General features: G+C 51.6%; 14 protein-coding genes. 9 read left to right on the forward strand and 5 right to left on the reverse strand.

Features of this window, described 5'->3' with window-relative positions:
* Nucleotides 1–220: 220 nt before the first annotated feature.
* Nucleotides 221–976 (forward strand): uroporphyrinogen-III C-methyltransferase, encoded by a 756-nt coding sequence (gene cobA, locus CHB92_RS09470; RefSeq protein ID WP_089318959.1) that lies wholly within the window; start codon nt 221–223, stop codon nt 974–976.
* A gap of 31 nt (nt 977–1,007) precedes the next feature.
* On the opposite strand, the gene CHB92_RS09475 is transcribed toward cobA, so the two are convergent.
* The gene (locus tag CHB92_RS09475; RefSeq protein ID WP_089318960.1) at nt 1,008–1,556 is read right to left on the reverse strand and encodes a DUF4136 domain-containing protein; all 549 of its coding nucleotides are present in this window, start codon (nt 1,554–1,556) and stop codon (nt 1,008–1,010) included.
* Nucleotides 1,557–1,903: 347 nt separating this feature from the next.
* Here CHB92_RS09475 and CHB92_RS09480 point away from each other — a divergent pair, with 347 nt between their 5' ends.
* The 5 genes from CHB92_RS09480 to CHB92_RS09500 are packed head-to-tail and all read left to right on the forward strand — an operon-like array spanning nt 1,904 to nt 5,966.
* Complete coding sequence (locus CHB92_RS09480) at nt 1,904–2,776, forward strand: STAS domain-containing protein (protein WP_089318961.1); 873 nt, start codon at nt 1,904–1,906, stop codon at nt 2,774–2,776.
* 9 nt (nt 2,777–2,785) lie between these two features.
* On the forward strand, nt 2,786–3,196 hold the full coding sequence (locus CHB92_RS09485; RefSeq protein ID WP_089318962.1) for an STAS domain-containing protein: 411 nt from the start codon (nt 2,786–2,788) through the stop codon (nt 3,194–3,196).
* A complete protein-coding gene (locus tag CHB92_RS09490) occupies nt 3,180–3,593 on the forward strand; it encodes an anti-sigma regulatory factor (protein WP_179223000.1) in 414 nt (137 codons plus the stop codon). The genes CHB92_RS09485 and CHB92_RS09490 overlap by 17 nt, the downstream gene beginning before the upstream one ends.
* A complete protein-coding gene (locus tag CHB92_RS09495) occupies nt 3,583–4,608 on the forward strand; it encodes an ATP-binding protein (RefSeq protein ID WP_089318963.1) in 1,026 nt (341 codons plus the stop codon). The genes CHB92_RS09490 and CHB92_RS09495 overlap by 11 nt, the downstream gene beginning before the upstream one ends.
* Before the next feature lie 5 nt (nt 4,609–4,613).
* A complete protein-coding gene (locus tag CHB92_RS09500; RefSeq protein ID WP_089319073.1) occupies nt 4,614–5,966 on the forward strand; it encodes a sensor histidine kinase in 1,353 nt (450 codons plus the stop codon).
* Nucleotides 5,967–6,000: 34 nt separating this feature from the next.
* On the opposite strand, the gene CHB92_RS09505 is transcribed toward CHB92_RS09500, so the two are convergent.
* Complete coding sequence (locus tag CHB92_RS09505; RefSeq protein ID WP_245842418.1) at nt 6,001–6,456, reverse strand: response regulator; 456 nt, start codon at nt 6,454–6,456, stop codon at nt 6,001–6,003.
* Between the two features lie 376 nt (nt 6,457–6,832).
* Here CHB92_RS09505 and CHB92_RS09510 point away from each other — a divergent pair, with 376 nt between their 5' ends.
* On the forward strand, nt 6,833–7,099 hold the full coding sequence (locus CHB92_RS09510; protein ID WP_245842419.1) for a sll1863 family stress response protein: 267 nt from the start codon (nt 6,833–6,835) through the stop codon (nt 7,097–7,099).
* A gap of 433 nt (nt 7,100–7,532) precedes the next feature.
* Nucleotides 7,533–10,808 carry a S8 family serine peptidase gene (locus CHB92_RS09515; RefSeq protein WP_245842421.1) on the forward strand — a complete coding sequence of 1,092 codons (3,276 nt, stop codon included), beginning with the start codon at nt 7,533–7,535 and terminating at the stop codon, nt 10,806–10,808.
* A gap of 99 nt (nt 10,809–10,907) precedes the next feature.
* Here the strand turns inward: CHB92_RS09515 and CHB92_RS09520 are convergent, their stop codons facing one another.
* Nucleotides 10,908–13,187 (reverse strand): aconitate hydratase, encoded by a 2,280-nt coding sequence (locus CHB92_RS09520; RefSeq protein WP_089318965.1) that lies wholly within the window; start codon nt 13,185–13,187, stop codon nt 10,908–10,910.
* A gap of 281 nt (nt 13,188–13,468) precedes the next feature.
* Between CHB92_RS09520 and CHB92_RS09525 the strand changes: the two genes are divergently transcribed.
* Nucleotides 13,469–14,644: a peroxiredoxin family protein gene (locus CHB92_RS09525; protein WP_089318966.1), complete on the forward strand. Its 1,176-nt coding sequence runs from the start codon at nt 13,469–13,471 to the stop codon at nt 14,642–14,644.
* A 239-nt stretch (nt 14,645–14,883) separates the two neighbouring features.
* Here CHB92_RS09525 and CHB92_RS09530 read toward each other — a convergent pair whose 3' ends face one another.
* Together CHB92_RS09530 and CHB92_RS09535 are read right to left on the reverse strand one after the other, a co-directional pair.
* Complete coding sequence (locus CHB92_RS09530; RefSeq protein ID WP_089318967.1) at nt 14,884–15,504, reverse strand: class I SAM-dependent methyltransferase; 621 nt, start codon at nt 15,502–15,504, stop codon at nt 14,884–14,886.
* Between the two features lie 369 nt (nt 15,505–15,873).
* Nucleotides 15,874–16,851 (reverse strand): polyprenyl synthetase family protein, encoded by a 978-nt coding sequence (locus CHB92_RS09535; protein WP_089318968.1) that lies wholly within the window; start codon nt 16,849–16,851, stop codon nt 15,874–15,876.
* Nucleotides 16,852–16,919 lie beyond the last annotated feature (68 nt).

Consider the following 16,919-nt stretch of genomic DNA (forward strand, 5'->3'; position numbering starts at 1 on the left):
TAACCCTAAGGAAACAGAAGACGGCAGGAGGCAACAGATGACGTTTATTTGATGGGGAGCAAGCCCGATCAGAGTCCGGAATGCCTGTTTTAAAATGATTGGAGAAACAGGTTCAGCCATAAAAAGCGTACTTTAGAAGCATAGAACGCGACGCTGTTCTTTTAGCAATCGCCCTAACTTCTTTAGGGACAGTAAAGCCAGCTCGTGTAAGAGGGAAAACATGAACGATCGAAGCATAACACCTGAACTTTATGTAATGGGCGCAGGTCCTGGCGACCCCGAGTTAATTACCGTTAAAGCGCACAAGGTTTTGCAGAAAGCAGACGTGGTGCTGTATGACAACCTGGCCAACAAAGAGCTCTTGGCCATCACGAAAGAAGACTGTGAGAAGATTTATGTGGGTAAGCGGCCTTACCAGGACTACACACCACAGGAAACGATCCATGAACTGATCTTAGAAAAGGCCTTTAGTAAAGGTGTGGTTGTTCGCTTAAAAGGCGGCGACCCTTATATTTTTGGGCGAGGGTTTGAAGAGGTGCTTTTCGCACGGGAACATGGGATCCAAACGCATTATATACCGGGTATTACCAGCATGCAGGCGAGCGGCTTTGAGGATATCCCGCTTACACATCGGGCTGTGAGCGAAGGGATTTGGGCGATCACGGGCACGAAGAAAGATGGGTCCCTGTCGAAGGACCTAAAGCTGTCGATGCAAAGCAACGCTACCGTGGTGGTGTACATGGGCATGAAAAAAGCGCCGGAAATTGCCGCTGTTTACGTGCAGGAAGGAAAGGGCGACACGCCGGTAGCTGTGATACAACATGCTTCGCTGCCCCATAAAAAGTCTGTGGTGGGCAGGGTAAAGGATTTACCGGAGCTGATCCGGGTAAATGCGCTCACCTACCCCGCCATCATTATCATAGGGTGGGTGATCCGGGTACAAGAGGGAGCACGCTCTGATCGTCCCTTTTTATAACCTAGTGTGCCAGGCAAGCCACTGCTCAGGCTTACTGCGGCAATGCATTGAACAGCTTCTGCACCCCCTGGGCAATCTGCTCTTGCAGCTTCGCGGGCTTACTTTCCAGGATCGACTCGGCGGTACCGCGCCACACCAGTTCGTTTTGGTCCTTATCCACCAGGTGCACGGACACGGTTCCTTCCTTATACCGGCCCACCTCCACTTCGCGGGCCTTCCAGGTGTAGCGGCGCTGCCCGATGTAGTTCGGCGGGTCTGTTAAAATACTCGTTTCACGCGTCTGCACCTGCTCGTCTACTACAATACCCAGGTTAATCAGCAGGTCTGGGTCCGTGGTGGTACGGGTAAGGCCGCGGGCCTCCAACTGCCGGGCTATCTCCTCCTGCAGGTAATTGATCGGCTGCTGGTAGTTCGCTCCCAAAGCATCGCCGGAAGCATCTACCTCATAAAAGCCAAAGGTCTGGTAATTGTTCAGGTTAAAGCCGGAAACTGCCTCTGTGTTGGTGTGTATAGCCGGTGAACAGCCCGTTACCACAAGAAGAACAAGGAAGGAGAAGAAGAGTCTGAGGGGTTGTGCCATGCTATCGCTGTTTATACTGTTCTGTTATCACTTATAGCTATACGGACCACAGAACTGAAGCGTTAACAACCCGTTCCCCGGAAAAGTCTAAGAAACAGCCGTAAGTAACAAACAAATCAGCTAGAGCACGGCCAACTTTTTAAAGCACCAAATCCTTGTCCTACAACTGTTTTTCGTGCCTTTCTTATTTAAAATGATCATTACTATGAATGAAGCCACCGGCAGTACGTATACAGGCAACTGTACAAATGTTTCCGTAAACAGCCGTTTTTAAATTGCTTTCCTTAACTTTAAAAGTGCAAATGGCATAACAGTCCTGCACGCAAAAGCTTACTACACACGCTATCATGAACAACACTGCTCAACTGTTACAGAACAACAAGAAGAGAATACTCGAAATCTGGATGCAAAACCAGCTGGACGATGAGGCCCTGCGCGATGACCTGATCTCGAACGAAGAGCTGCGACGCCAGTCGGAGGAATTGCTAAGCAGCCTGGCTTCTGCGACAGCCTCAGGAAACGTAGAGAACATTTATGCACCGGAATATGAGCCCGTGACGGAAATCCTGACAGACATTTCCATCACCCGCGCGCGCCAGGGCTTCAGCCCCCGCGAAACCGGCATGTACGTACTCAGCCTGAAGCAGGCCATCAGCCAGGTAATGGAAAACAAGCTGAGCGACAAACCGGAACAGCTTTACAAGGAACTAAATACCATGCACAGGCTACTCGACAACCTGAGTATGGTAACCTTTGACACCTTTATTAAAGGGCGTGAAGAGGTTATTCTGCGCCAGAACGACGAGATAAGTGAAATATCCACACCGGTTATCCGCGTGTGGGAAGGCATCCTGGCCCTGCCCATCATCGGCACCCTCGACAGCGCCCGCACGCAAATTGTGATGGAGAACCTGCTGCAGGAGATTGTGAACACCGGCAGTAGCATTGCCATACTGGACATCTCCGGGGTACCGGCTGTAGACTCCCTGGTGGCACAGCACCTGATCAAGACGGTTAGCGCCACGCGCCTGATGGGGGCCGAGTGTATCATCAGCGGTATTCGCGCCGAGATCGCCCAAACCATCGTGCACCTGGGCATCGACCTGTCCAACATCAAAACCAAGGCCTCATTGGCCAGCGCCCTGCAGGTAGCCTTTGCCATGCGCGGGGTGGAAGTAAGAAAATCAAACAAGAACACGGGGTTAAACCTGTTAAGATAGTAGCGTACCATGGATAGAATTCCGATTCTGAAAATGGGGCCCTACCTGCTGGTGACCATACAGGTAGACCTTTACGACAGGCTAGCCCTTACCCTGGAGAACGACCTGATCAACATGGTGAGCAAGACCGGCGCCCGTGGTGTACTCATTGATATTTCGGCGGTAAGCATAGTAGACTCCTTTATGGGGCGCATTTTGGGGAACATTGCCTCCATGTCGCGGATCATGGATGCTGAAACAGTTGTAGTAGGCATGCAGCCTGCCGTAGCGATAACACTGGTAGAACTGGGCCTTACGCTACAGGGCGTATACACCGCTTTGGATGTGGAGAAAGGCATGGAATTACTTCAAACCAAGATCGGCATTATAGAGGATCCTGAAGACGAAGACGAGGAGGTGCCGGATGATGATACTGTCTAAAGACACCATGCAGATTGTGCATGAGCAAAATGTAGTGCCCTTTAGAAACAGAGTAAAAGAATTAGCTACCAAGATAGGCATGAGCCTGGTAAACCAGACCAAGCTCATAACGGCGGCAAGCGAACTGGTGCGTAACATGTTAAAATATGCCAACGGCGGCAAAATTTTACTCGAGATCATCAGCAACAATGGCCGGACAGGCGTAAGGTTAACGTTTATGGATGAGGGCCCTGGCATAGCAGACGTGCAACAGGCCATGAGAGATGGCTTTTCTACGGGTAAGAGCCTGGGGCTTGGCTTACCCGGTGCCAAGCGCTTGGTAAACGAGTTTGATATCAAAAGCAAACCCGGCGAAGGCACCACCGTCACGATTACGCACTGGAAAAATGGACGTTAGCCAGCATAAACGCTTTGTTATACCTGACAAGTCGTACGCAAGCATTGCCAAGCGCGAGATCAGCCGCATGGCAGAGGAGGTTAGCCTATCGGCTGCCGACATCGGCAAGCTGAACATCGTAGTCTCCGAGCTCACGTCGAACCTGTCCAAACATGCCTCCGCAGGAGGAGAACTGCTGGTACGCCCCTTGGGAAGAGAAGGGATAGAGGTCATCTGCATCGACCGCGGCCCTGGCATGCAGGACCCCCTGCGCATGATGGAAGACGGCGTTTCCACCTATGGCTCTGCCGGTGAGGGCTTAGGGGCCATCAAGCGGCAGTCAGATGTGTTTGATCTGTACTCCCAGCCAGAGCTGGGTACCGTAATCGTCACCCAGGTATACAAAAGCGGCCCCCTCAGGCAGCAAGCCTCCCGCCACGACATAGGCTATGTGCTGGTTCCAAAACCAAACGAGACCTTTTGTGGTGATGGGTTGGCCGTTAAGCAAAACGGGGCCGAAATAAACTTACTGGCCCTGGACGGACTGGGGCATGGCGCCCATGCAAACGAGGCAGCACAGGCGGCGGTACAGGCTTTCGCCGCCGCTTCGCCGCAGTACCCTTCCGACACCCTACGCACCATACACCAGCAAATCAGGCGCACGCGCGGTGCTGTGGGCTTAGCGCTAAACATCAGCGGCAACAGCCATAAGCTGTCCTACTGCGGGATCGGCAACATTGCCGGAAAGCTCTACTCCCCGGAAAGTTCCCTGGCTGGCCTGGCCTACAAGAACATCATCTCGTATAATGGCATCCTGGGGCACAACATCCCGAACACCCTCAACAACCAGCAACTTGACTGGAGCCGCAACAAAACACTGGTACTGCACTCTGACGGCTTAAGGTCGAGGTGGGAACTGACCAAGTACCCCCACCTAAACCGGCACCTGGCAACGACCATTGCCGCCGTGCTTTACAAAGAGCATAGCCGCCAGACCGACGACACCCTGGTTTTAGTCTGTAAAAGTAAAGTTTGAACCTCATGTACCAAAACTTCCTCCAGATAAGCGTCAGCAATGAGTTGGATGTGGTGTTGGCCTACAAACGGGCCATGCAGCTGTCTGAACGACTGAACATGGCACAGGCGAACCAGACAAAGTTTGCCACGGCTGTATCCGAGATATGCCGTAACGTGGTAGAGTATGTTGGCAGCGGCGCCATCCGCTTCAGTATTGCTAACGACAGAGGCGTACACTACCTGGAGGCCCTTGTCACGGACCGGGGCCGGGGCATTGGGAACCTGGAGGACATCCTGGCCAGCCGCAATTACAGCCGAAGCGGCCGGGGCTCTGGCATTGTGAACTCCAGAAAGCTGGTAGACCAGTTTGAGATCGAAAGCTCGTTTGAAAAGGGCACTAAGGTGATGCTGCGCAAGCAGCTTCCCCATGTGGGACCAACCATCACCAAAGCTGTGCTGGATAACTGGATGGCAGAGTTTGAGCAGGACGCGGACATATCGCCTTACGCAGAGATAAAGAAACAAAACATGCAGTTGCTGGAGGTCTTGGAGCAACTACGGATGCGTAACATGGAAACAGAGCAGCAGCTGCAGGAAATCCGGCGCCTGAATGCGCAGTTACAGCAGTCGAACCAGGACATTAACCAACTGCTGGAGGAGCGGGAGAAGAAGAACCGCTTGCTGCAGGAAGCCAACCGGCACCTGGATGCCTTTGCCCACACCGTGTCGCACGACCTGCGCGCCCCCCTGCAGAACATAAACGGCCTTACGGCTGCACTGGAGTCATGCCTGGATACCGATCATATTTCAGAGGCACAGAACATGTTCCCTATGCTACGGCAGCAAACGCAGAAGATGGACCGCCTGATAACCGGAATTCTGGCCTACTCGCTGGCGGGGCACCATAACATCCGGAAAGCCGTGGTAGACTTACACCCGCTCCTGCACCAGGTGATCACCTCCCTTAACGTACCTTCCTCGTTCCGCATACACATTCCGGACGATCTGCCCATCCTTTACACGCAGGAGATTTACCTGCACCAGGTGTTTAGCAACATCATAAGCAATGCCATCAAGTACCATGACCAGCCCGAGCAGGCAGTGATAAGCGTTGGCTGCAGCCTGGAGCAGGAGTGGCTTTATCTTTCTGTGGAGGATAATGGCCCTGGCATTGCCAAAGAGGTGCAGCAGCGGATCTTTAACGTTTACGAATCCGGAAACTCCTTTGCGCGCCCCAACAGCACCGGGCTGGGGCTGTCTATTGTGCGGAAGATCGTAGAGGAAAAAGGCGGTAAGGTATGGGTGGAATCGGAAGCACGCGGAAGCCGCTTCGTCTTTACCTGGCCGGGCAAAGAGGTCGTGCAGCAGGATAGCTAGCACAAAAAAGGCTGGCATAACCAGCCCTGCTCTCCTATGCTTTCGCTTTGTTGCTGAAGAACTCGTTCATGATCTCCCGCACATCATGCTTGGTCAGTGCTTTGGCGTAATGCTTTTTTACCTTATTATACTGTTTCAGGCGCTCCAGGTCATAAAAGCTGGCGGAGGAAGTAAGCATCAGGATCACGACGGGGTTAGACGCGTCCAGGTCATTTCTCTGATACTCCTCTAAAAAAGAGAAGCCATCCATCACGGGCATTTTAATGTCCAGGAAGATCACATCAGGCCGCGGAAAGTCAGGGTCCACTTCCGCTTGGTAGGCTTTGCGCATGTACTCGATCGCCTCCTTCCCGTTCTTCAGCACCTTATACTCCCGGGCTATCTGCATCTCGCGCAACAGGCGCTCGTTCAGATAATTGGTTGTGTCATCATCATCTACTAAGAGCACCAGACCCAGTGGATAGTTATAAGGCGTCATCAAAGTGTTCATATGGCCTGTTCTTTATAAAACTACGGTTCCCTCGCTCCGTTTCTTCAACAGGCAGCCCGTATCAGGAATGAATTGCTAATATCGTAATTAGTAACACGAAATCAAATCCCTATTTTAGTCTTGGTGGAGCATTTCATTGCCGTACAAAGCATGTTTTTAACCTTAGGCAAGTACCTGGCTTACGCATGGGATCAACCGTTGGAGCTTAGGTTGTTTCTGTTCACCTCCTGCTCCCTTGCCCTCAATTTTTCCGTTCCTTGCCGGACATACATCCTTTTCTCCCGTTTAAGAGTATTACATTACATGTAAACGCCCCTTGGGCCTAACCTTAACCAAGCTTTTTACTATGGATTCATACCCTTTAAAACCAGAGCACATGCGCGCACCAAACCACCTGTCGCGCGAGGAAATACAGAAGAGCCTTGATGAGCTGGACAACAAGATTAAAACGCTGAAAGGACGTGCACATGCCACCGCTGCTGACTCCAACCATACCTACCACGAGCACATTGCCGGTTTGGAGAAAAAGCGAGAGCTGATCGCCAGCAAGCTGAACGACTCTGGTAACGACCAAAAGAAATGGCAGGACCTGCACAACAACATCAACAACCTGCACAACGATGCAGACAACATATTCAAATAACAGAAAGCCCCTGTAGGTACAGGGGCTTTTTTCTTACCTAAGACAAGGTAGTCCAGTCCCTGAGGCTACTTGATCCAATCCATAATCCCCCTTTGGCATCAACTCTATTACACCTTCTGTTATTTTCATGGCACAGCTCCGGTAGATCAGGAACCCGCTCTTTTATAGCAGCAAAAAAGACAAAACTGCATAACTATCGTGATATTTTACTTATTTTAGTGCCACAGCTTATCTAACCACACAGATAGCATATAACTTTTACTATATATTTTCGGCCATTTTTACCAAAGATGCGTAATAAACCGGGAGCTTTAGAGAGCGTAGTATTGCCTGTTTCATGTTTTTTGGGGCCAACAGCCTTCTTCTGCTCAAAAGCAAAGCCGAAACGTATCGTACACTTTTACCGCCTGACAGCATGCACACCCTTGTTCTAATGCTGCAACGTACCCTTTGGGGCCTTTTGCTGTCCCTTATCTTTATGCCGCTGCTCTATGCGCAGCGGCCAGCCCATTATGGGAGTGGCACTGTTCCTAACACCGTTGTCTATAAACTAAAGCCGGTTTACAGCCAGGTGGCAGGCAGCAGCCAGCGCTCCGGAAGCGCCTTGCAGACAGCTTTGCAGCAGGTAGGGGCACAACACCTGAAACAAAAGTTCCCGAAAGAGTCAGTTCCGGCAGGCCATGCGCGCACAGCCGCTCCTGCGGTGGACCTCTCCCTCATTTACGAGCTGAAGTATGATGACGGGAAAACCCTGGAAGAGGTAAGGAAAGCCCTTTTGGCAACAGGCATGGTGGCTTATGTAGAGCCCCTGTACCTGCGTGAGCCGCTGCACCAGCCAAACGACCCGGCCGCCGACTCCACCAAAGCTACCCAGTACTACTTAAAGCTGATTCAGGCTTACGGGGGATGGGATGAGGAAAAAGGCGACACCACCATGGTCATCGGGGTGTTGGACACTGGTTTCCGGCTAACGCACCAGGAATTAAAAGACAAAATCAAGTACAATTACGCCGACCCGGTGGACGGGGTGGACAACGACCAGGATGGCTTAGTGGACAATTTCAGCGGCTGGGACTTTGCAGACGCTGACAATAACGTGCAGGACGACACACAGTGGAAAGGGCATGGTACTTCTGTGGCCAGCGTAGCGGCAGGCAGTACAAACAACGGTACAGGGCTTGCCAGCCTGGGCTACAAGGCCTTGTTTATGCCTTTGAAAGTGTTCTCGTCCGACCCTAACGGCCCCTTCAGCGGCTATGAGGCTATCGTATATGCCGCAAACAAAGGCTGTAAAGTCATTAACCTTTCCTGGGGAGGCACCGGCATGTCAGCATACGAGCAGGACATCATTAACTATGCGGTGCTGGACAAAGACGTTGTAATTGTCGCCTCTGCCGGAAACACCAACGCCCTGCTGGATATTTACCCCGCCTCTTATGATAACGTCTTATCAGTGGGCGGCACAGACGACAAAGACGTAAAGTACAAGGACTATACGTACAGCTACAAAATAGACCTAACCGCCCCCTCCACAAACGTTTACGCTGCCTCGATCGCTGGCGATAATGCCTATACTGGTGGCTGGGGCACCTCCATTGCCTCGCCTCTTGTGGCAGGCACAGCTGCCCTGGTCCGGAAGAAGTACCCTGCGCTAAATGCCCGGCAGGTGGCAGAGCGCCTGCGTGTGACCACAGACAACATTTATACCCTGCCCGGCAACCAGGCCTACCTCGAGAAGCTAGGGAAAGGCCGGTTGAATGTAAAGAAGGCCCTTAAACAGCAAGCCCCTAAGTCTGTGCGCTGTACTTCCTTTTCTGTTGCCGATAAGCAGTTGCCTTTTAACGGCAGTACCATTCGTATAAACGCCTCCTTTCTAAACTACCTTAGCCCTACGTCCAACTTAAAGGTTACACTTACCTCTCCCTCCCCCTATGTTTCTGTGGAGCAGGGCACCCTTACTTTGGGGAGCCTGGGCATCATGGGCGAGGCAGACAGCGGACAACAACCTTTTGTGCTGAAAATAGCACGCGATGCGCCGATAAACGCAGAGGTGTACTTAAGGGTAGGCTTTGAAGACGAAAACTATCAGGACTTCCAATATTTCCCCCTCATACTAAACCCTGAATTTGTGACACTTTCAGCTAACAGGCTGCAGGTAACAATCAACGGGAAAGGCAACTTCGGCTATAACGGGCTGAACCTGTCACAAGGTGTAGGGGTACAGTACAACAACAGCCCGTCCCTTCTTTTTGAAGGGGGCCTGATGGTAGCTACAAACAGGGGGCTTGTATCTGATAACCTGCACAACGAAAACTGGGTTTCGGAAGGCGATTTTGTTCAAACAAGCCCCACCCGCCTCTCCTATAACACACCTCTCGCCCATCAGGAGGTACGGACGGCTTACGCAGCCACAGGCGCCGAGCAGGCGGGTGTACAGGTCAGGCATGCCGCCTACGCCTGGGCCACTGATCCTAATCAACATTTTGTGGTTGTGGAGTACCAGATCACAAACCTTACCTCCGAAACAATAGACACCCTGCATGCCGGTCTTTTCGCGGATTGGGACATAGGCAGCTATATGGAAAACTGGGCAGGCTGGGACCAACAGCGCCAGTTGGGTTACGTCTACAACAAGAACTCGAATCTGCCTTATGTAGGGATAAAGTTACTCACTGCAGATAAGCCTTTGTACCATGCCATTGATAATATTGGAGAAGACGCATCTACTGTCACGGTGGATGACGGTTTCTCGGACGTTGAAAAGTATAAGATCCTCTCCGGGGGGCTTAGCAGAAAAGAAGCCGGGGGCCTTACGGGTAACAACGTGTCACACGTGGTAGGTGCCTCCTATCTGCAATTGGCACCGGGCGAAACAAAAACCGTTGCCTTCGCCTTGCTGGCTGGAGACAACCTAAAGCACTTGCAACAACATGCCGATGCCGCCCAGGTCAAGTACATCGACATCAAGTCTGGCCCGGTGCCTCTGGCAGCGCGCACAGCTATATGCCCTGGCAATAGCGTGACCATTACGCCGCAGGGAGGCAGTACCTTTAATTTTTATGCAGACAAAAGCAGAGAACACTTGCTCGGCTCGGGGGAGGTGTTTTCGCTAGGCAGCGTAAACGAAGACAGGACCATCTACGTCAGCAATGCAGACTCTTTGTTTGAAAGCGCCGTCTCCCCTTTCACCTATCTGATTACTGCCGAACCGGTGGCAAGTATTGGAGCAGAAAACGCCTTTGGGAACATCGGCAAGAACCTGCGCTTTGTGAACAACAGCACCAATGCCTCTTCCTGGAAATGGGATTTTGGCGACGGCACTACCTCTGATGAAGAGGAGCCGGAACACGTATACCACACAGCAGGAGTGTACCGCGTTACCTTAACTGTTACAGATAGCCTGGGCTGCTTTACAAGCGTTACCTCTAAAACCCTTACTATATACAGCAACAGCCTTACGCTTTTCCCGAATCCCGCCCGGGAGCAAGTAATGTTCACCCTCACAGCGCCTGTTGATCTGGCCATACCCTCCAGCCTGCCACACCTGACGCTGACAGACATGGCAGGCAAAACGGTTCGTGTTCCGCAAGGGCAAGTGTCGGGGGCCAACATGTATTTTAAGCTGGACGGCCTGGCTAGCGGCCTGTACCTGGTTCACATCCGCTATCATAACAGCAGCTACGTCGAGCGTCTTGTGGTAAAGCAATAGGCTGACACCCGCTAAAAATTTAGGGCATATACAAAAAAGAGAAGGCCTCCCCAATCATGGGGAGGCCTTCTCTTTTTACCAACAATTTATCAGCTGCGCTTATGCGTTAGTTGACTGCTTGCTTTGCTGACGGATCAGGTTAAGGGCTGAACCAGCCTTAAACCACTCGATCTGTCCCTGATTATAAGTATGGTTTACCATGAAGCTATCCTGGCTGCCGTCGTTGTGGTGTACCACTACTTTCAGCGGCTTGCCTTCCTGGAAGTCTTCCAGCCCAAGGATATCGAAGGTATCAGTCTCCTCGATCAGGTCGTAGTCGGCTTTGTTAGCGAAGGTAAGCGCCAGCATACCCTGCTTTTTCAGGTTGGTTTCGTGGATACGTGCGAATGACTTCACGATAACGGCACGCGCACCCAAGTGGCGCGGCTCCATGGCAGCGTGCTCACGGGAAGATCCCTCACCGTAGTTCTCATCCCCCACGATCACGGTACCGATGCCGGCAGCTTTATAGGTACGGGCTGTAGCAGGCACAGTCTCGTAACCACGCGTCATGTCGTTGTATACCTTGTTAGCCTCACCGTTGAAGGCATTGATCGCACCGATCAACAGGTTGTTAGAGATGTTATCCAGGTGACCACGGTACTTCAACCACGGGCCGGCCATGGAGATGTGGTCAGTCGTACACTTACCCTGTGCTTTGATCAGCAACTTCAGACCTTTCAGGTCAGTGCCTTCCCATGGCTTAAAGCCTTCCAGTAACTGCAGACGGTCAGAAGCGGGGTCAACCACTACTTCTACCTGGCTGCCGTCCTCTGCAGGAGCCACATAGCCAGCGTCCTCTACGGCAAAGCCTTTGGTCGGGAACTCGATGCCTTGCGGCTCATCCAGTTTCACCTGCTGGCCATCCTCATTTGTCAGGGTATCGGTCAGCGGGTTAAAGGTAAGATCACCGGCAATAGCGAAGGCTGTTACGATCTCAGGCGATGCCACGAACGCGTGTGTGTTCGGGTTACCATCGTTACGCTTCGCAAAGTTACGGTTAAAGGAAGTGATGATAGAGTTTTTGCGAGACGGATCGTCTGTATGACGCGCCCACTGGCCGATGCAAGGACCGCAGGCATTCGCCAACACAACACCGCCCATCTCAGCAAACGTATCCAACAGGCCGTCACGGGCTGCTGTGTAGCGCACGATCTCAGAACCTGGTGTGATGGTGAATTCAGCCTTCGTTACAAGCTTCTTGTCTACTGCCTGCGCTGCTACAGAAGCCGCACGGGTAATGTCTTCGTAAGAAGAGTTTGTACAAGAACCAATCAGGCCTACTTCCAGCTCTGATGGCCAGCCGTGCTCTTTTACCGCAGAGGCAAATTGAGAAAGAGGCCATGCCGCATCCGGCGTGAACGGGCCGTTTACGTGTGGCTCCAGTGTAGATAGGTCGATCTCGATCAACTGGTCGTAGAACGATGCCGGATCGGCATATACTTCCTGGTCGGCGCGCAGGTGCTCGTACACCCCGTCAGCAAGCTCAGCTACCTCCTGGCGCTCTGTTGACTTCAGGTACTCACGGATCCGCTCGTCGTATGCAAACACCGAAGTAGTCGCACCAATCTCTGCACCCATGTTACAAATTGTAGACTTACCAGTGGCTGATAAGCTCTCCGCTCCTTCGCCGAAGTACTCCACGATAGCACCAGTACCACCCTTAACAGTAAGGATACCGGCCACTTTCAGGATCACGTCTTTTGGTGCAGTCCAGCCACTTAGTTTGCCTGTCAGCTTCACACCAATTACTTTCGGGAACTTCAGCTCCCACGGCATGCCTGCCATTACGTCTACGGCATCAGCGCCGCCCACCCCGATCGCGACCATACCCAGACCACCAGCGTTTGGTGTGTGCGAGTCGGTACCGATCATCATACCACCCGGGAAAGCGTAGTGTTCCTGGATGATCGTGTGGATAATACCTGCGCCTGGCTTCCAGAAGCCAAGACCATATTTATTACAAACAGAGGCAAGGAAATCGTATACCTCTTTGTTTTCGTCGTAAGCGTCCTGCAAATCCGAGTCAGCACCAACACGTGCCTGAATCAAGTGATCGCAGTGTACTGTAGAAGGTACAGCAGCCTGTGCTTTACCCGCCTGCATGAACTGAAGCAAAGCCATCTGTGCCGTCGCATCCTGCATAGCCACTCTGTCCGGAGCAAAGTCCACATAAGACTTGCCGCGCTCAAAGCCCTGCTGGGCAGCGCCCTCGTGCAGGTGCGAATACAAGATCTTCTCAGTTAGAGTAAGCGGACGACCAACCGCCTTGCGGGCAGCAGTCACACGCTCCTCCATGCCGGCATAAACTGCCCTGATCATTTCTAAATCAAATGCCATAGTTTTGCTATTCTTAGTGTTTTAAATGCTTCTTTAAGAAGTTTACAAATATACGAAATCTAAGGAGTACTTAACAACATTCCATTATAGGAATATAGAAGTGTGTATTAGTTGCGCGACCTGCTTTGTTTCCTACTGTTTTTAAAGCAACATCTTGTATTTTTGTCAGCCAGAACCAATATTTTTTCGAATACATGAAACACCCCTTTTCTAATACAGCTCTTAAGCTGATTTTGTTATTGGCATTCTTCACTACCCAGTTTATAACCGCTTGTACCTCTATGTCCTCTTCTGACACAGCTCTTAAAACCGGCCCCTGGCGCGTTGTGCTTCATACACAAGGCCAGGAAATTCCTTTTATCATGGAAGCGAAGGAGGTAGAAGGGGCTACCGTTTTCTACCTCGTTAATGGCGAGGAGCGTATCCTGCTCGATGATATCCAGCAGCAAGGCGATTCCGTGAAGATCGGCCTGCACATTTTTGATGCGGACCTGATCGCTAAAGTGGAGGGCAACCAACTGAAAGGCCTTTTTGTGAAGAACGATGCCACGCCCCCCTATGCGATTCCTTTTACAGCCGTGCACGGCAAGAACAACCGCTTTGCAGAAAGCCCTGCTGCAGCTTCCTATAACTTTGACGGCAAGTGGGAAGTGGTATTCGACGAAGAGAATGGAAACACCTATGATGCTATCGGGGTGTTCGAGCAAAAGGATAATTACGTGACGGGCACCTTCCTGACAGAGACGGGCGACTACCGCTACCTGGAGGGCCAGGTGGAGGGAGACCAGCTAAAGTTATCGACCTTCGACGGCAACCATGCCTACCTCTTTACCGCCACCCCTAGCGGCGATAGCACGCTACAAGGGCAGTTCTACTCGGGCATGACTGGCCACGAGACCTGGACAGCAAAACGTAACGAAAACGCGCAGCTGGCCAGCGCCGATACCCTCACGTACCTGAGGCCAGGCTACGAGACTTTGTCTTTCACCTTTCCAAACCTGCAAGGGGAACCTGTATCGCTGTCTGATCCCAAGTACAAAGGCAAGGTCGTACTGGTGCAGCTGCTCGGCTCCTGGTGCCCGAACTGCATGGATGAGACCAAGTTTCTGGCCCCCTACTACGAACAGAACAAGGACCGCGGCCTGGAAATCATCGGCCTGGGATTCGAGCGCAGCCCTGAGTTTGAGAAAGCCGCGGCACGCCTGGAGAAAATGGAAGAGCGCTTCGATATCGGGTATGATTTGTTAGTGGCCGGTGTGTCCGACAAGGAGGCAGCCGCCAAAGCGCTCCCAGCTCTGAACCACGTGATGTCCTTCCCCACGACCATTTTCATCGACAGGTCCGGCAAAGTGCGCAAAATACACACTGGCTTCTCCGGTCCCGGCACCGGCAAGTACTATGAGGAGTGGGTAGCCGATTTTAACAAAACCATGGACGAGCTGCTGGCAGAGAAGTAGCATGCCTATTTTGTTTCTCAATAGACAGAAAGACAGAGGCTGTTATTTTTACAGTAACAGCCTCTGTCTTTTTTAAGCACTTAGCGAGGTGCCTACAAGAGTAGTGTACAACTTAAGACCTACTGAAGCACGAAGCCTATTCTCTTCCCGTTATGTTGTTACGGCCGGATAAAGAAACAGAAAGGCAGTTGGGGTTGCCACAGAACCCCTTCAGAACATCAGAAAAAGAAAGCTAAGGGTCAGGGTTTCCGCAGTCTCACAATTCTGAAAGTTCCGCCAAAAGCGGCTGGTTCATTTAGCTCAGGCTGCAGCGCAGTATAGCTAATGATTTTACCGATCGATCGGTTAATGTCAGAAAAAAGTGTACTGGCGAACTGGTTCAGCAGATGGCGTATCGGAGAGGGCTTGGTGCCGTCCGGCAAGAACTTATCAAAGACTACTACCGCACCGCCCGGCTTCAGCACCCGCTCTACTTCTTTGATACAGGCTACGGGATCTGGGATAACAGCCAGAATCAGGTGCAGAACGACAGCATCAAAACTTGCGTTGGCAAAACGAAGCGCCTCTCCATTCATAACCGTTGCCTGTACAGGTATGCCCAGTTCTTCGGCGCGCTGCTTCAGCTTCGTAATCATACCAGGGGTGATATCAATGGCAGTAAGGTTCGTGTAACCCTTCAGGTAAGGTAAATCTAAGCCTGTGCCAGCGCCTAATAGCAGAATTGCCTCTGTGGGATTAGCTGATAGCAACTGGATGGAGCGCTTCCGGTATTTACGGAAAACGCGATCGGCAATCAGGTCATAAACCGGAAGGTACAGCGTGTACCGCAGCCGGTTCCAGGTATTCGTGTTCAAGCTCATTTCATAGTGTATTTTGCATATGCAAAGCTAGCTATTGCCCGGAGCCTTCTATTACAGAATTATGGCTGATGCTTATAAAATCCTCTAAATCCGGATTTACAGGATTTCCTAAGATGAACAGGGTAAAGTATCTACTAAACTTGCCCCTAAGTAGCATAGAAATTTCTCGGGCGAATGGATCGGTAGGATTTAAAAATCCTTAATTCATAAATCCTGAATCAGATAATTGCGGTTTATACAAACTTGTTGTGATGAAGCAGTTAAGCTCGCAGGAGCTGCACGCGCTGCGAAATTTCGAAATCCTGCTCATCTGAGAAAATCCTGCAAATCCTGATTCAGATAAAGAAATGCAGTAAATCCAAACAACTGCTACTTCTCGCGCTCGATGGTGTAGGAAATGAGTTGCTCCAGAGAGGTGCGGGACGGGGAAATAGGAAACGTACGCAGTATCTCCAGCGCCTCGGCGTGGTACTGGTTCATCACCTTGATCGTGTAGGAAATGCCGCCGGACTGCTTTACAAAGTCTATGACCTGCTGCACACGCTTGTTGTCGCCGTTGTTGTTCTTCACATTATAAATCACGCGGCGCTTCGTTAGCCAGTCTGCCTCCCGCAGGGCATGGATCAGGGGCAGGGTCATCTTCTTTTCCTTGATATCGATACCCACCGGCTTGCCGATTTCGGCCGTGCCATAGTCAAACAGGTCATCTTTGATCTGGAAAGCGATACCGACCTTCTCTCCGAACAGGCGGGCCTTTTCTACTTCTTCAGGAGTGGCACCGGCCGAGGCAGCGCCTACAGCACAGCAGGAGGCAATCAGCGAAGCGGTCTTTTGGCGGATGATGTCAAAGTAAACATCCTCAGTAATGTCCAGACGGCGGGCCTTCTCAATCTGCAGCAATTCCCCCTCGCTCATTTCCTTCACAGCGTTCGACACGATTTTAAGCAAGGCGTAATCGTCGTTCTGAAGCGAAAGCAGGAGGCCTTTCGACAGGAGATAGTCTCCTACCAGCACGGCAATCTTGTTTTTCCAGAGGGCGTTTACCGAAAAGAAACCACGACGGTAGTTGGCGTCATCCACCACGTCGTCATGCACGAGGGTAGCCGTGTGCAACAGCTCGATCAGGGCTGCGCCACGGTAGGTAGGCTCATCAATATGCTCGTGGAACAGCTTAGCCGTAAAGAACACAAACATCGGGCGCATCTGCTTGCCTTTGCGCTTTACGATGTAGCTCATAATCCGATCCAGAAGCAGCACCTTCGTTTTCATCGAGGCCCTGAACTTCTTTTCGAACAGCTCCATTTCCTGCGCTATGGGCGCTTGTATATCCTTTAGGCTGATGCTCATGTGTCAAGAGCGCAATATTACTACCTCCCTGAGAGGTTTCCAAACGCGTGTTAGCAAAAGCCAGTATA

It is taken from the genome of Pontibacter ummariensis (genome assembly GCF_900188175.1).
Classification (GTDB): Bacteria; Bacteroidota; Bacteroidia; order Cytophagales; family Hymenobacteraceae; genus Pontibacter; species Pontibacter ummariensis.

Bases quoted from the DNA above. Each gene is read 5' to 3' on its own strand.
- CHB92_RS09515 (WP_245842421.1), top strand. From the start codon at position 7,533: ATGCTGCAACGTACCCTTTGGGGCCTTTTGCTGTCCCTTATCTTTATG.
- CHB92_RS09480 (WP_089318961.1), top strand. From the start codon at position 1,904: ATGAACAACACTGCTCAACTGTTACAGAACAACAAGAAGAGAATACTC.
- CHB92_RS09520 (WP_089318965.1), bottom strand. From the start codon at position 13,187: ATGGCATTTGATTTAGAAATGATCAGGGCAGTTTATGCCGGCATGGAG.
- CHB92_RS09510 (WP_245842419.1), top strand. From the start codon at position 6,833: ATGCGCGCACCAAACCACCTGTCGCGCGAGGAAATACAGAAGAGCCTT.
- CHB92_RS09485 (WP_089318962.1), top strand. From the start codon at position 2,786: ATGGATAGAATTCCGATTCTGAAAATGGGGCCCTACCTGCTGGTGACC.
- CHB92_RS09500 (WP_089319073.1), top strand. From the start codon at position 4,614: ATGTACCAAAACTTCCTCCAGATAAGCGTCAGCAATGAGTTGGATGTG.
- cobA (WP_089318959.1), top strand. From the start codon at position 221: ATGAACGATCGAAGCATAACACCTGAACTTTATGTAATGGGCGCAGGT.
- CHB92_RS09525 (WP_089318966.1), top strand. From the start codon at position 13,469: ATGTCCTCTTCTGACACAGCTCTTAAAACCGGCCCCTGGCGCGTTGTG.
- CHB92_RS09475 (WP_089318960.1), bottom strand. From the start codon at position 1,556: ATGGCACAACCCCTCAGACTCTTCTTCTCCTTCCTTGTTCTTCTTGTG.
- CHB92_RS09490 (WP_179223000.1), top strand. From the start codon at position 3,180: ATGATGATACTGTCTAAAGACACCATGCAGATTGTGCATGAGCAAAAT.
- CHB92_RS09495 (WP_089318963.1), top strand. From the start codon at position 3,583: ATGGACGTTAGCCAGCATAAACGCTTTGTTATACCTGACAAGTCGTAC.
- CHB92_RS09505 (WP_245842418.1), bottom strand. From the start codon at position 6,456: ATGAACACTTTGATGACGCCTTATAACTATCCACTGGGTCTGGTGCTC.
- CHB92_RS09530 (WP_089318967.1), bottom strand. From the start codon at position 15,504: ATGAGCTTGAACACGAATACCTGGAACCGGCTGCGGTACACGCTGTAC.
- CHB92_RS09535 (WP_089318968.1), bottom strand. From the start codon at position 16,851: ATGAGCATCAGCCTAAAGGATATACAAGCGCCCATAGCGCAGGAAATG.